Below are 13,990 nucleotides of genomic sequence, written 5' to 3' on the forward strand. Positions count from 1 at the left end.
AGTCAAGATTGCTATGGATAATGCCGCAGCACGACTAGCGAAAGACAGGAACGGATCGGATATTCCTGATAAACCTCTGTTTGTTCAAAATATTGGACTGGGAAATGTGCTTTTCAAAGGTGATGGCAGGTTCCTCGCGGGAACATTTGTCAGTGACGCAATTGACCGAACATCAATTGGTGCCAGGGCGGCTACAGGCTGTCAGTTTATGCGCGCACATCAGGCACCTGATGCGCCAGACCTGGTAAGTTTCTGGCAAATTATTACCCTTAGCGAGGTGGTAAGTCCGACCACTGTTGTGGATGTTCTTGCAGTCAGTGGCAATAACGTATTGTTTGGTCACGGTACAGGAGCAGGTATTACCTCATGGCGTCATGTGGCGATGCTGGAGGGGGGCGCCTTTACGGGGGGGATTTCTGCTCCAAATATGCGTGGCGATACCCTGGTTACGGTTGGGGATGGCACTGGTGGGATGGCTAAAGGTGACGTTGATGGTGCAGGTTTTAATGGTAACAATCTGAACATTAAGTCATGGAATGGTATTGGATTTCAGAACTCAGAAGACCTGGCTATCCGGGCATATATCAGCACCCGACTCGGTGTTATCGCAGCTGCTGAAAATTTGCAGGCCGGAAATGCGATATTCAACAAAAACGGCGATGTTTACGGCGATATATGGGGCACAGGCAGCGGGCCTGGCTGGTTGAGTGCGTATATTGCAGGCAGACCGTTACGACAATACATCACCATGGTCGGTGTGTACCAGAACGACAAAACAAAGCCATTTATGCTTCATGATGATGGTTCTGGTGTATTCCTTGCTACAACTGACATGCTAAGTGGGTATGTTCAGTCAATTCGATTCGGTGCCGTTGAGCATGGAAACTTATATCGTTCGCCCGGATTTGCAGACCAGTTAGGTTACGTCATTACAGGTGTTGAGAATGGAGACTCGAACGATACACCAGACCGGATCCAACGACGCTTGTTACAGCTTAAAGTGAATGGTCAGTGGTATACGGTAGGGACATAAAAATGAGACATTTTAAAAAATTCACTAAAACAACGGAATTAACCCCTGTTCAGCAGGAGTTATCAGAGAACTGCAGCGTTCAGTTTATCCACGATGAATCAGGTGTTGACTGGTATGTGCTACAGAAATTATTTCAGCCAGACACACTGAAAATACAGTATGACAAAACAGGTCTGATTATTGCTGCGGATAAAGATGCAACAAAGTTATTTCCGCTGAATTGCTCTGTTGTGGAACTCGCTGATACTGATATTCCTGATGGTTTCCAGGCTGGTAATTTTACCTATAGCAACGGCGTTATCGCACCTGTTCAGGTTGATTATGTTGCTTTAGCGACAGCAGAACGCGACCGGCGCATGGCGTCGGTCACGTCAAAAATCAATCAGCTTATGGAAGCGCAGGATGATAGTGATATTACTGATGCCGAGCTGGTCGAACTTTCCGATTTACGTGAAGTGCGTACAAAATTGCGCCGTCTGGATCTGACTGGTGCGCCAGATATTGACTGGCCGGAGGTACCGGATGTGGCGTGAAGCGCGTCTGGCTTTTACGGATTCTCTGGCTGCGCTGGATTGTTCTGTCGTTCCGGCGCATCCGTGGATTCACGGTCTGGGGCAGCAGACAGATAACGGGGCATACCTGAGTCCGGTCAATGCAATCCATTATCTGGCGGAAAGGCTGGCCGGAACGGGAGGCAATACCGATGTGGTGATCATGATGGTAACGGGACAGACCCATGAAAACTTCATGAAGGGGCTTAACAGCCTGGTGGATGTTTTCCCCGCGCCCGCATTCACCCAGGTTAGACGTCTGGCTGAGTCTGCGGCGACACTGGCTACTGAGAAAATGCAGATCCCCGCGAAAGCCGGGGCAGGACTGCCGGTTGCCATTCCGCTGTCCGTTCCGACCAGCAGGGCAGCGTTATCCGCTGCCGCTATCAGTGAGGCGCAGAAAGCGGCTGGCGCCGGATTCAGCCTGGAAGGGCTGAAACAACAGCTGGGGGAATTTACGCAACTGCGTGACAACCTGATTAACGATGTGGCCAGCGGCCTCGCTGATTTACAGGGGAAAAGCGCCAGGGCATGGGTATTTACGGCCAGTGGCGACACCGCCGCCACCCTTCTGGCGCTGGTAAAGGACATTCCGCAGCCTTCAGCCGTTTATACTGCGGCAATCATGCTGGCCGGAAAAAATCTTGATGGAATAAGGGGCATGATTCATGACGTCGATCCCGACACTGGCGCTTAATGGTGAGGCCATACTGCTGAAAAACATGCGCGTGACCGTTTCCCAGCAGTTTCAGGATAAAGACCAGTCCGGTCAGACCAGCGCGACCACCAAATCAGAGCAGGGGGCAAAGGGCAAAGAGCTGCGTATCAGCGGCGAAATACCCTTTAAAAACCCGGAGATCCTGAAGCGTATTTTTGAACTGGCCAGCGCCACCGATGCAGACGGGAAACGCATGAAATACCGCGTTGCGCATGAGGTGGCCAGAGCGGTGAATTTTCGTGAGGCCACCTTCAGCGGAATGCTGGATGCGCCGCAGCAGGACGGAAAAATGGCCTGGCTGGTCACGTTCACCCTGGCGGAACATGTCAGCGTGCAGGAGAAGCGGGAAGCCAGGGCAACCGGTAAAACAACGGCAAAAAAACAGACGGCCAGCAGTACGGGACAATCCGCTGGTCAGAATGCCGGAGAGGATGAAGAAAAACTGACGTGGTTTGAACGCAGGGTGCTGAAGCCCGTCAATGACGCTTTGGGTTAATGATGAAACCAGTAAAACGCCTTTACCTTTCAACGGATGAAATACACCTGGCTGACGCCAGTCTGGTGCTGGAGCTGAACAGCTGCGGACGTGGCTTTATTACGGCACAGACGACCACAGACTACACCGGCAAACTGGTACGGCTGGATGTGGGGTATTCCGGTTTACTTCTGCGCTGGTTTACCGGCTATGTGGAGCGCTCACAGCCTGCCGAAAACGGTTATCAGCGTCTGTTTGTCCGCGAGCTGGCTGGCGTGTTTGAGCGGATGTGGCCATGCTCATTTCAGCATCCCACACTGCGCGATGTGGCCGGATGGCTGGAGGAAAACAGCGGGATCAGCATTGCGGTACCGGATGTGCCGTACAGTGATAAACCGATCCCCCATTTCACCCATAACGGGACGGGATACCAGCTGCTGAATAACCTGGGCAGGGCATTCAGTATCACGGATTACATCTGGTATCCATTGCCGGATGGTTCGCTGTATGTCGGCGGCGCAGAAAAGGCGCTGTTTGCCGGACGCCCGGTAGAAATCCCGGCAGAGTTCAGCCAGGGAACGGCGGGCGGTAATTCCATGACATTGCCGGTGATCCAGAGTCTTCGTCCGGGCGTGGACGTGAACGGGGAACGCGTGACCAAAGTTCATCTGGCGAATGACACAATGACCATCACGTGGACACCACGGAACCGCGCCACAGGTCAGCCATTGCAGAAAACACCGGCGCAGCGTCAGATAGAAAGCCATTACCCGGAACTGGCTTCAGGTCTTCACCTGCCCAAACTGGCCAGGGTGGTGGCACCCAGCGAGGCCGTAAAAAGCGGTAATTTTGCCGACCCGTTCCGGCCACGGTACGCTGTTGACGTGCAGCTGCTTGACGCGGACGGCAACCCGGACAACCAGACGCCGGTATATTCCGCCGTACCGCTGCCAGTGCCAATGGCCGGTAACGATTCGGGAATGTTCCAGTTTCCACCGGAAGGAACGCTGGTAGAAGTGGCGTTTACGGGCGGCAGACCGGACAAGCCCTTTATCAGGCAGACGCTGCCGGATGGCACCAGTCTGCCGGACATTAAGCCCGGCGAACAGCTGCAACAGCAGCGAGCGGAAGTCTCGCAACGCGTGACACAGGCAGGAGACTGGGTACGCCAGACGGATCAGACCATCAGTGAAACATCGATGGCGCGGACGGTGAAAGCCGACACGGAACGACGAGAACTGGTCAGCCGTGAAACCACGGTGAAAGCCACGGATAAAATCACAGTACTGGGTACCGCCACGCTGATGGCCGGAGCCATACAGCAGGTCAGTGCTGGCGACTTCAGCCAGGCGGTAAAAGGAAACCGGCTGGCCAGTATTACAGGAAATGAAGAAACCGAAATCGCCGGGCAGCTGTCCACGAAAGTGGCCGGCGCCATGAATGTTGATGTGGGGGGAACCCTGACAGAAAAGATTGCCGCATTACGTAAATCTGTGGCGGCGGGCGGTCAGCAGATTATGGGGCCAACCGTGCATATCGGTAGCGAGGGCGTAAATACGCTAACTATGATGCTGGACACCATTGATTTACTGGCAGAGCTGGCGCAGCAGTGCGCGAGCCATTCGCACCCCAGTGTCGGTACGCCGACGAACGCGGGCGCATTTAACCAGACGGCAGCGAAGGCCGGACAGACCCGGAGCAAGTACCAGAACATCATCGCCTGATTCTCTCTTTTCAGCCCGCATAATGCGGGCTTTTTTATCCCCACTTTCAGACCGTATCAGACGCATTTTTAGCGTCGTTAATATCTGCCCCCGTTCATCCATTACCTCATTTGTTTCAGTGGCACAGCAAGCCGCTGCGGCTGTCTGTTGGCGACGAAATAACGGCGGAAGTGACGAAAACGGCGCTACACCGCACCCGCCTGCGGTTTTCGTGTTGAGAATGATTTCAGTTTTTCCGGTGGTACAAAACACATCGCCAGACCGTGCCAATGCTGGAGGTTTGACGGCCGATCGCTAACTGAAATGTGTGAAACAGATTTCAAAGATTACAGTTTTTGTGCGATTACCGGCCGTGGGTGAAAAATGCCGGTGCCGGACTTCATGCGGGATTAACAGCGATTACGTGACTTTTTACGTAACAACCGCATCGGAATCACGTAAGGGCGGGGAAGTGCCCAGACCTTATATGACGCGCTCTGGCGCGGAATGGCAGTGAAATGCGGAACTGAAATACTTTGCACAGCCTGAACCATCGCCATACCTGCAATAACGTACACGCTCCAGTGCTCAAATCACTAACAGATAGATATACAAAACTACCAACAAATCAGGGGGATTTCTGACCAATCTGGGCATTTTCAAAATTTGATGGGGGGCATCGGAAAACCGTCACAAACGTCACAAGATTTAAAAGTATTATCTATCTATATGATATTTAATAATAAATAAGCATATTTAAAACCATCACAAGAGCATCACAGAAGCATCACAGTGTGACGGTATTAAAACATCACAACTCTGTTTTATAACTCATTGAATTTATTGAGTGTGATGGTTTGCGTTACGTTTTGTGATGGTTTTACCGTCACAACATTTATTGTTTAGAATCATTATGATAGGGTTTCTTTTTGTAAGGTGTGATGGTTGTGACGGTTTTCCGAGGGAGCTTCCAATATTATGTTATGCGATGTTTTTATTCTTTAACGGGGATTTAATATCTTGGTAAGAGAGAAAATGATGTAAGTTCTGTTAATATTTATACTGGCTACAAATATAGTATCCATATGGTATTAATAGTATGGTTATAATTTTTTATGATTAAAACTAAGGGACTAAAATGAAATTATCTCCAGCAGAATTAAAGTTAGAAAAGGATAAGGTGCAGGATAATAAATTCAATCAATATGTTAAACGTATAACACTAAAAAATGTCAGGGGATTTGATGAGGAAATTGTAGAGTTTAAAACCCCCGTAACTGCGCTTATTGGTACCAATGGCGGCGGGAAGTCGACGATATTAGGTGCTGTAGCCCTCGCTTATAAAAATGTTAAGCCAAGTAAATTTTTCCCTAAATCATTTTATGGCGACGATTCAATGAGTGATTGGGAGATTGGTTTTGAATTGATTGATAAGCCTATTTCAAAAGATAAAAACATTAACAGAACTGCAAAGTTCAAACAGATGAAATGGCGTAGAGATAGTTTTCCGGAGCGAAATGTTGTATATGTAGAAATACAACGAACAGTCCCTGCTGGTGAGCTAACTAAATTCAATAAGTTTTTATCTGGTGATTCAATTCAATTTGAAGTGAAAAACCTTAATCCTGATACAATAAAATATTGCACTGCAGTTTTGGATAAAAAAATAGAAGATTATAAATGTGTAATAAATAAGAATGATCCAACTTCTAGAATGTTTGTAGGCAAGGCGTTGAATGGTTCTGGTTATTCTCAGTTCCATTTTGGTGCAGGTGAAGCCTCAATAATAGATACTATTGATAGAATTGAAAATGCTACCGATAATTCTCTTATCTTGGTTGAAGAAATTGAGAATGGGTTGCATCCTGTCGCGGTAAGATTGTTTGTTAATTATTTGACAAATGTCGCGAAGCGAAAAAAACTGCAGATAATATTTACAACACATTCACAGGATGCAGTGAATGAGCTTGAGCCAGAAGCCGTTTGGGCCTCCATTAATAAAAAAGTTTGGAATGGTAAACTAAGCATTGAAAGTTTACGTGCTATTACGGGGCAGAAGGTAAATTCGAAGGTTATATATGTTGAAGATTCTTTTGCAAAAGAGTGGGTTGAGAATGCGATAGATAGATATCTTCCAAAATTAGCTTCAACAATAAAAGTTTATACGGCTGGCGGATATCCTAGTGTTGTTAAGGTTAGTCAATATCATAATGAGAACCCTACCATTAATTATCCTTCTATTGCCTTAGTTGATGGCGATATTAAAGGACGGCAGGGAACTAAGGAATTGCCTGAAAATGCAATGTTTATCGGGGACGACTATCCTGATGCTATAGTCTATCATTATATTGCTAAAAACATAGAAGAACATGCTTCAGTTTTAAGGCAAAGATGTTTGTTAACAAGATTTGATGCTGAAAAAATCAAGGCGGCTGTTGAAAGTGTAATGAATTCGGCATGTGATCATCATGTTTATTTTACTAGATTAAGTGATAAATTGGATTTTACATCTGAGTTGTTTATTAGGGCGGGTATGATAGATTTATTCAACGAGCACAACTCTGAGTTTTGGTCGCCAATCATGGACTTCATTAAAAAAGGATTGGATTGAATGGTTGAGAGTGAATTTATAAATATAGACTGGGATGATTTGTAAAGTCCGTACTACAATTTAATTAGAATTAAACTAATAAGATAAAGCCTCATTAGTCGAGGCTTTATCTTATATATGACCTTTTTCTTAACCTTATTTATTGTCTTGCTTTGGTGCAACAACCACTGATGCCAGTTTATCGATCAGACGTTCGCACGCTTCAACATCCTTCAGACTGCGCAATTTAACCTTTGCTATTTTAGGTTCATAGTCCCCGGTACAAAGATTCAATTCGATTTCAACATCGTTCCTGTTTAGCAATCCCATAATAACCCCTGCTAACTTCCTTGCCTGAGTGGCCACTTCAAAGATGAGATTAAGTCTATCCGGTGCATTGTTGGAAAAGCAAATAGTTTTACTAACGTCAAACCCGTTACTTTTGAAGTAATCTTGTATTGAAGCTGAAAGTTCAGGAGGGCAGGCAAGCCGAACGCCGGCCAGTTTTGAATGATGTAGTGGTGCTCCTTCTAACTCTTGCATTTTAGACTCCATATGAAAAAACCCCAGATTCGGGGTTTTTTGTTATCGATGTGGTCGATATGTGGACGTTGGTTGAAATAAATCCTTTTATTTCAGTGAGATACTGTGAAATAAAACGCGCCCGAAGGCGCGTTGGCGATACACTCAATGTAAGGGACTACTCTTCTTCTGCTTCGACGAAGCTGGCATCTTTCACCGATGCGGTGGCACGACGGGCTTCGCCTTTGTGCTGCACTTTATTGAGCTGCCGTTCCAGCTTGTTGATCAATTCATTAATAGCGGTGTACATATCTTCGTGTTTTGCGCTGGCGACCAGATGTCCGTTCGGTGTATTAATGGTGGCGTCAGCAATAAAGCCCTGTGGCTCTTTAGACAGAATGATATGAGGATTAATCAGGTGAGTTTGCCATTTTTCCAGTTTGGCGAGACGGTCTGCGACATGTTGGCGGATTGCCGGAGTAATTTCCATTTGTTTACTGGTAATGTTCATTGTCATAAATTTTACCTCTTGTCTTTCCCGTCTTGGTGATTCCAGCATACCGTTCTTAATGTCAAAATGTGTGATGTAAATCACATTATTTTGTCACTTTTTGTCAAGGCGAACTTTTTGTGAGGCATCGCAGGAAGAAGCGATCTTTTACTTGAGGAATGGCTGAAAGCAGGCCATATTTGACTGGATGCGTTGCAGTGAAATCATTTCTGTTGCATCAGATATCGAATAAAAAAACGGCAGCCGGAAGGCTGCCGTTTTGCTTGTTGGTATTGCTTCAGGTGTTTTTGCTGTTAGCGGCAATAATTTTCGCGACTTTGTCAGCCTGCGCATTCAGCTGCATCTGACGATAGGCGTTTTCCATCAGCGGCAACGCATCGCGCGTGGCCTGCGTATCAGGATAATTGCGTAGCATACCTTCTACCCGGTTTACGACCGCAACCCATGCGCCGCGCGCGGTATAGTACTCTGCGACGGAATATTCATATTTCGCCAGACGGTCTTTCAGGAATACCAGACGCTTAGTGGCGTCGGTGGTGTACTGGCTATTAGGATAGCTGCGTACCAGTTTCGAAAAGTCATTGAACGCCGCCCGCGCATGTTGCGGATCGCGATCGCTGCGATCGACGCCAAAGAAACCCTGCAGCGCGCTATCATCCAGCGCCATGTTCGTCAGGCCGCGCATGTACATGACATAGTCAATATTAGGGTGCGTTGGATTAAGACGCATAAAACGATCGATAGCGGCCTGCGCTAGCGGCAAATCGGCGTTTTTGTAATAGGCGTAGATAAGATCCAACTGCACCTGCTGAGAATACGGTCCGAATGGATAACGATTATCTAACGCTTCCAATTGCGTTATTGCCTGTTTCCAGTTACCGTCCTGCAGCTTTTGCTGAGCAGTCGCGTAGATTTCATTCGGCGGATTATCGGGCACCTCTTCCTTTGAACCCGAGCAACCCGCCAGAAACAGGCTCAACGTGGCTGCTGCCACCAGATATTTCATGCGCGTCATGACGTTTTGACTTTCCTCAAAATGTTTTACGGGAGATTCTCTGTTCCTGCTCCCGGTTAAGACCAGCTACAATAGCACACTATATTAAACGGCAAAGCCGTAAAACCCAACGTTAAACGAAGAAGCTGTATATGGCACAACGAGTACAACTCACCGCAACGGTCTCCGAAAACCAACTCGGTCAACGCTTAGATCAGGCTTTGGCCGAAATGTTCCCGGATTATTCACGTTCGCGTATAAAAGAATGGATTTTGAATCAGCGCGTGTTGGTCAATGGTCAACTTTGCGATAAGCCAAAAGAAAAAGTGTTAGGCGGCGAGCGGGTGGCTATTGATGCGGAGATCGACGAAGAGATTCGTTTTGAAGCGCAGGATATCCCGTTAGATATTGTTTATGAAGATGACGATATTCTGGTTATCAACAAACCACGCGATCTGGTGGTACATCCTGGCGCGGGTAACCCGGACGGTACGGTACTGAACGCGTTGCTACATTATTATCCGCCGATTGCGGATGTTCCGCGCGCGGGCATTGTGCATCGTCTGGATAAGGACACGACGGGGCTGATGGTGGTGGCCAAAACCGTTCCGGCGCAAACGCGCCTGGTGGAGTCTTTGCAGCTGCGCGAGATCACCCGCGAATATGAAGCGGTCGCGATCGGACATATGACGGCGGGAGGAACGGTGAATGAACCCATCAGTCGTCACCCGACCAAACGTACCCATATGTCGGTGCATCCCATGGGCAAACCGGCGGTGACCCACTACCGCATTATGGAACATTTCCGTGTGCACACGCGTCTTAGGTTGCGTCTGGAGACCGGGCGTACGCACCAGATCCGCGTGCATATGGCGCATATTACGCATCCGTTAGTGGGCGATCAGGTCTACGGTGGTCGTCCACGTCCACCGAAAGGCGCATCGGAAGAATTTATTTCCACGCTGCGTAAGTTTGACCGCCAGGCGCTGCATGCAACGATGCTGCGTCTCTACCATCCTGTATCGGGTATCGAAATGGAGTGGCACGCGCCGATTCCACAAGATATGGTGGACCTTATCGATGCGATGCGCACCGATTTCGAAGATCATAAAGATGATGTGGACTGGTTATGAATGCACTGATTGTCCCGCAGTGGCCGCTGCCGAAAGGCGTCGCAGCCTGTAGTTCTACCCGTATTGGCGGGGTGAGTTTACCGCCTTACGACTCGCTGAATCTGGGCGCGCATTGCGGCGATAACCCGGAGCATGTTGAAGAGAACCGCAAGCGTCTGTTTGCGGCGGGCAATCTGCCTTCGAAACCTGTCTGGCTTGAACAGGTTCACGGTAAAAATGTGTTGAGGCTTACCGGGGAACCTTATGCCTCCAAACGTGCGGATGCGTCTTACAGTAATACGCCAGGAACCGTCTGCGCGGTAATGACGGCAGACTGCCTGCCTGTGCTATTCTGTAACCGTGAGGGAACAGAAGTGGCGGCGGCTCATGCGGGCTGGCGCGGATTATGTGAAGGCGTACTGGAGGAAACTGTCACCTGCTTTGCTGACAAACCAGAAAATATCATCGCCTGGTTAGGTCCGGCGATCGGCCCGACCGCGTTTGAAGTGGGGCCGGAAGTGCGTGACGCATTTTTAGCAAAAGATGCGCAAGCCGATAGCGCATTTTTGCCGCACGGGGAAAAATTTCTGGCGGATATTTATCAGCTTGCACGCCAACGTCTGGCGAATACCGGCGTTGAACATGTCTATGGCGGGGATCGCTGCACCTTTAGCGAAAGTGAGACTTTCTTCTCTTATCGTCGCGACAAGACGACAGGTCGTATGGCAAGTTTTATTTGGCTGATATAACCTAAAGAATCAAGACGATCCGGTACGGGTAACTTTCTTTTCACATAATTCAGGTCATTCACCTTGAATAATTGAGGGATGACCTCATTTAATCTCCAGTAGCAATTTTGACCTGTTATGGGAGGAGTTATGCGTCTGGATCGTCTTACTAACAAATTCCAGCTTGCTCTTGCCGATGCCCAGTCGCTCGCGCTGGGGCACGACAACCAATTCATCGAACCTCTTCATTTAATGAGCGCCTTGCTGAACCAGGAAGGGGGATCGATACGTCCTTTATTAACCTCCGCCGGCATTAATGCTGGCCAGTTGCGCACCGCTATCGATCAGGCGCTGAGCCGTTTACCGCAGGTGGAAGGCACCGGCGGCGACGTACAGCCTTCTTCGGAACTGGTACGCGTACTGAACCTTTGCGACAAGCTGGCGCAAAAACGGGGGGACAATTTTATTTCGTCAGAGCTGTTTGTTCTGGCGGCGCTTGAGTCTCGCGGCACGTTAACCGATCTGCTGAAATCAGCCGGTGCGACCACGGCCAATATCACTCAGGCAATTGAACAGATGCGCGGAGGTGAAAGCGTGAACGATCAAGGGGCTGAAGACCAACGTCAGGCCTTGAAAAAATATACCGTCGATCTGACCGAGCGGGCTGAACAAGGCAAGCTTGACCCGGTAATTGGTCGTGATGAAGAAATTCGCCGTACCATTCAGGTACTGCAACGTCGTACTAAAAACAACCCGGTGTTAATCGGTGAGCCTGGGGTCGGTAAAACGGCCATTGTTGAAGGGCTGGCGCAGCGCATTATTAATGGTGAAGTTCCTGAAGGCTTAAAAGGTCGTCGCGTGCTGGCGCTGGATATGGGCGCGCTGGTGGCCGGGGCGAAATATCGCGGCGAATTTGAAGAGCGTCTGAAAGGCGTGCTGAACGATCTGGCGAAACAGGAAGGCAACGTCATCCTGTTTATCGATGAGCTGCACACCATGGTTGGCGCAGGTAAGGCCGATGGCGCCATGGACGCCGGGAATATGCTGAAACCGGCGCTGGCGCGCGGGGAACTGCACTGTGTGGGCGCCACCACGCTGGATGAATACCGTCAGTACATTGAAAAAGACGCGGCGCTGGAACGTCGTTTTCAAAAAGTGTTTGTCGCAGAACCTTCAGTGGAAGACACCATCGCTATTCTGCGTGGCCTGAAAGAACGTTACGAGCTGCACCACCATGTGCAGATCACTGACCCGGCGATTGTGGCGGCGGCAACATTATCTCACCGCTATATCGCCGACCGTCAGTTGCCGGATAAAGCTATCGACCTGATCGATGAAGCGGCATCCAGCATTCGTATGCAGATTGACTCTAAGCCGGAGGAGCTGGACAGACTCGACCGCCGCATTATTCAGCTCAAACTGGAACAGCAGGCGTTGATGAAAGAGTCTGACGAGGCGAGTAAAAAACGTCTCGATATGCTGAATGAAGAACTGGACGATAAAGAGCGTCAGTACTCTGAGCTGGAAGAAGAGTGGAAAGCGGAAAAAGCCTCGCTCTCCGGTACTCAGACGATTAAGGCTGAGCTGGAGCAGGCGAAGATTGCCATTGAGCAGGCGCGTCGCGTTGGCGACCTGGCGCGAATGTCTGAACTGCAGTACGGCAAAATTCCGGAGCTGGAAAAACAGCTGGAAGCCGCGACCCAGTCGGAAGGTAAAACCATGCGTCTGTTACGTAACAAAGTAACGGATGCGGAAATTGCCGAAGTGCTGGCGCGCTGGACCGGTATTCCGGTTGCCAGAATGCTGGAAGGCGAACGTGAAAAACTGTTGCGTATGGAACAAGAGTTACACAGCCGTGTGATCGGGCAGAATGAAGCCGTTGAAGCAGTATCGAACGCCATACGTCGTAGCCGCGCGGGGCTGTCCGATCCGAACCGTCCGATTGGTTCCTTCCTGTTCCTTGGGCCGACGGGGGTCGGTAAAACCGAACTGTGTAAAGCGCTGGCTAACTTTATGTTTGACAGCGACGACGCGATGGTGCGTATCGACATGTCTGAGTTTATGGAGAAACACTCCGTGTCTCGTTTGGTCGGGGCGCCTCCGGGATATGTCGGCTATGAAGAAGGCGGTTATTTGACAGAAGCGGTACGCCGTCGTCCTTATTCCGTCATCTTGTTGGATGAAGTAGAAAAAGCGCATCCGGATGTATTCAACATTCTGTTGCAGGTGCTGGACGACGGTCGGCTGACTGACGGGCAGGGGAGAACGGTCGACTTCCGTAATACGGTGGTCATTATGACTTCTAACCTCGGTTCCGATCTCATTCAGGAGCGCTTTGGCGAACTGGATTACGGTCGAATGAAAGAGATGGTGCTGGGTGTGGTTAGCCAAAACTTCCGTCCGGAATTTATCAACCGTATTGATGAAGTTGTGGTATTCCATCCGTTAGGTGAGCAACACATCGCTTCTATTGCTCAGATCCAGCTGCAGCGTCTGTACAAACGTCTGGAAGAACGTGGTTATGAAATCCATATCTCCGACGAGGCGCTGAAACTGTTGAGCGCCAACGGTTACGATCCGGTCTACGGGGCGCGTCCGTTAAAACGTGCTATTCAACAGCAGATCGAAAACCCACTGGCGCAGCAAATCCTGTCTGGTGAACTGGTTCCTGGCAAAGTGATTCGCCTTGAAGCCAATGATGATCGTATTGTGGCAGTGCAGTAAGTCACAAATTTGAATAAAACGGGCCCTGACGGGCTCGTTTTTGTTTAAAAACCAGGCGAAAATAGGCTTTTGGTTCAAATGTTGTTTGAAAAGTGAACGGTTGAGCTTTTTTTTGCATTTAGGTCTTGTCAGGCTCTAATAACTCCCTATAATGCGCCACCACTGACACGGAACAACGGCATACAGGCCGCCGGGTTAGAAAGGCTTCGTTAAGAAGTGTGTGAGGAAAGCGAAAATAAGGGCTTGACTCAAAAAGAGGAAAGCGTAATATACGCCACCTCGCGACGGTGAGCTGAAAGCCGCGTCGCACCTGCTCTTTAACAATTTAT

General features: G+C 49.2%; 11 protein-coding genes and 1 pseudogene. 9 read left to right on the forward strand and 3 right to left on the reverse strand.

Annotated features, from left to right (window positions below; all coding sequences use genetic code 11):
• Positions 1–31: 31 nt before the first annotated feature.
• The 6 genes and pseudogenes from NA986_RS10215 to NA986_RS10240 form a co-directional block, all read left to right on the forward strand.
• Positions 32–1,033, forward strand: a pseudogene (locus NA986_RS10215) (phage tail protein); the annotation flags it as partial.
• A 2-nt stretch (positions 1,034–1,035) separates the two neighbouring features.
• Entirely contained in the window at positions 1,036–1,566 is a 531-nt protein-coding gene (locus NA986_RS10220) for a tail fiber assembly protein (RefSeq protein ID WP_001215677.1), read from the forward strand.
• Positions 1,556–2,281, forward strand: coding sequence for a hypothetical protein (locus tag NA986_RS10225; RefSeq protein ID WP_000267954.1), 726 nt, complete (start codon positions 1,556–1,558; stop codon positions 2,279–2,281). Before NA986_RS10220 ends, NA986_RS10225 begins: the two co-directional genes overlap by 11 nt.
• Positions 2,253–2,798 carry a hypothetical protein gene (locus tag NA986_RS10230; RefSeq protein WP_000200791.1) on the forward strand — a complete coding sequence of 182 codons (546 nt, stop codon included), beginning with the start codon at positions 2,253–2,255 and terminating at the stop codon, positions 2,796–2,798. The genes NA986_RS10225 and NA986_RS10230 overlap by 29 nt, the downstream gene beginning before the upstream one ends.
• Complete coding sequence (locus NA986_RS10235; protein WP_000977529.1) at positions 2,798–4,501, forward strand: hypothetical protein; 1,704 nt, start codon at positions 2,798–2,800, stop codon at positions 4,499–4,501. The genes NA986_RS10230 and NA986_RS10235 overlap by 1 nt, the downstream gene beginning before the upstream one ends.
• Before the next feature lie 1,117 nt (positions 4,502–5,618).
• The gene (locus tag NA986_RS10240; protein ID WP_000777801.1) at positions 5,619–7,091 is read left to right on the forward strand and encodes an ATP-dependent nuclease; all 1,473 of its coding nucleotides are present in this window, start codon (positions 5,619–5,621) and stop codon (positions 7,089–7,091) included.
• A 135-nt stretch (positions 7,092–7,226) separates the two neighbouring features.
• Here NA986_RS10240 and NA986_RS10245 read toward each other — a convergent pair whose 3' ends face one another.
• The 3 genes from NA986_RS10245 to bamD all read right to left on the reverse strand — a co-directional run bounded on the left by NA986_RS10245 (position 7,227) and on the right by bamD (position 9,118).
• Positions 7,227–7,613 (reverse strand): hypothetical protein, encoded by a 387-nt coding sequence (locus NA986_RS10245; protein WP_001156921.1) that lies wholly within the window; start codon positions 7,611–7,613, stop codon positions 7,227–7,229.
• A gap of 157 nt (positions 7,614–7,770) precedes the next feature.
• Entirely contained in the window at positions 7,771–8,109 is a 339-nt protein-coding gene (gene raiA, locus NA986_RS10250; RefSeq protein WP_000178449.1) for a ribosome-associated translation inhibitor RaiA, read from the reverse strand.
• A gap of 271 nt (positions 8,110–8,380) precedes the next feature.
• Complete coding sequence (gene bamD, locus NA986_RS10255) at positions 8,381–9,118, reverse strand: outer membrane protein assembly factor BamD (RefSeq protein ID WP_000197660.1); 738 nt, start codon at positions 9,116–9,118, stop codon at positions 8,381–8,383.
• A 131-nt stretch (positions 9,119–9,249) separates the two neighbouring features.
• Between bamD and rluD the strand changes: the two genes are divergently transcribed.
• The 3 genes from rluD (at position 9,250) to clpB (ending at position 13,661) form a co-directional block, all read left to right on the forward strand.
• On the forward strand, positions 9,250–10,230 hold the full coding sequence (rluD, locus tag NA986_RS10260) for a 23S rRNA pseudouridine(1911/1915/1917) synthase RluD (protein WP_023216379.1): 981 nt from the start codon (positions 9,250–9,252) through the stop codon (positions 10,228–10,230).
• Complete coding sequence (yfiH, locus tag NA986_RS10265) at positions 10,227–10,958, forward strand: purine nucleoside phosphorylase YfiH (RefSeq protein ID WP_000992639.1); 732 nt, start codon at positions 10,227–10,229, stop codon at positions 10,956–10,958. The genes rluD and yfiH overlap by 4 nt, the downstream gene beginning before the upstream one ends.
• A 129-nt stretch (positions 10,959–11,087) precedes the next feature.
• Positions 11,088–13,661, forward strand: a complete 2,574-nt coding sequence (gene clpB, locus NA986_RS10270) for an ATP-dependent chaperone ClpB (RefSeq protein ID WP_001235092.1) — start codon at positions 11,088–11,090, stop codon at positions 13,659–13,661.
• Positions 13,662–13,990: the final 329 nt, after the last annotated feature.

The organism is Salmonella sp. NW177, assembly GCF_051811585.1.
Lineage (GTDB): Bacteria > Pseudomonadota > Gammaproteobacteria > Enterobacterales > Enterobacteriaceae > Salmonella > Salmonella enterica.

Excerpts from the sequence above, each read along its gene's own strand:
- NA986_RS10220 (WP_001215677.1), top strand. The coding sequence starts at position 1,036 with ATGAGACATTTTAAAAAATTCACTAAAACAACGGAATTAACCCCTGTT.
- NA986_RS10225 (WP_000267954.1), top strand. The coding sequence starts at position 1,556 with ATGTGGCGTGAAGCGCGTCTGGCTTTTACGGATTCTCTGGCTGCGCTG.
- NA986_RS10230 (WP_000200791.1), top strand. The coding sequence starts at position 2,253 with ATGACGTCGATCCCGACACTGGCGCTTAATGGTGAGGCCATACTGCTG.
- NA986_RS10235 (WP_000977529.1), top strand. The coding sequence starts at position 2,798 with ATGATGAAACCAGTAAAACGCCTTTACCTTTCAACGGATGAAATACAC.
- NA986_RS10240 (WP_000777801.1), top strand. The coding sequence starts at position 5,619 with ATGAAATTATCTCCAGCAGAATTAAAGTTAGAAAAGGATAAGGTGCAG.
- NA986_RS10245 (WP_001156921.1), bottom strand. The coding sequence starts at position 7,613 with ATGCAAGAGTTAGAAGGAGCACCACTACATCATTCAAAACTGGCCGGC.
- raiA (WP_000178449.1), bottom strand. The coding sequence starts at position 8,109 with ATGACAATGAACATTACCAGTAAACAAATGGAAATTACTCCGGCAATC.
- bamD (WP_000197660.1), bottom strand. The coding sequence starts at position 9,118 with ATGACGCGCATGAAATATCTGGTGGCAGCAGCCACGTTGAGCCTGTTT.
- rluD (WP_023216379.1), top strand. The coding sequence starts at position 9,250 with ATGGCACAACGAGTACAACTCACCGCAACGGTCTCCGAAAACCAACTC.
- yfiH (WP_000992639.1), top strand. The coding sequence starts at position 10,227 with ATGAATGCACTGATTGTCCCGCAGTGGCCGCTGCCGAAAGGCGTCGCA.
- clpB (WP_001235092.1), top strand. The coding sequence starts at position 11,088 with ATGCGTCTGGATCGTCTTACTAACAAATTCCAGCTTGCTCTTGCCGAT.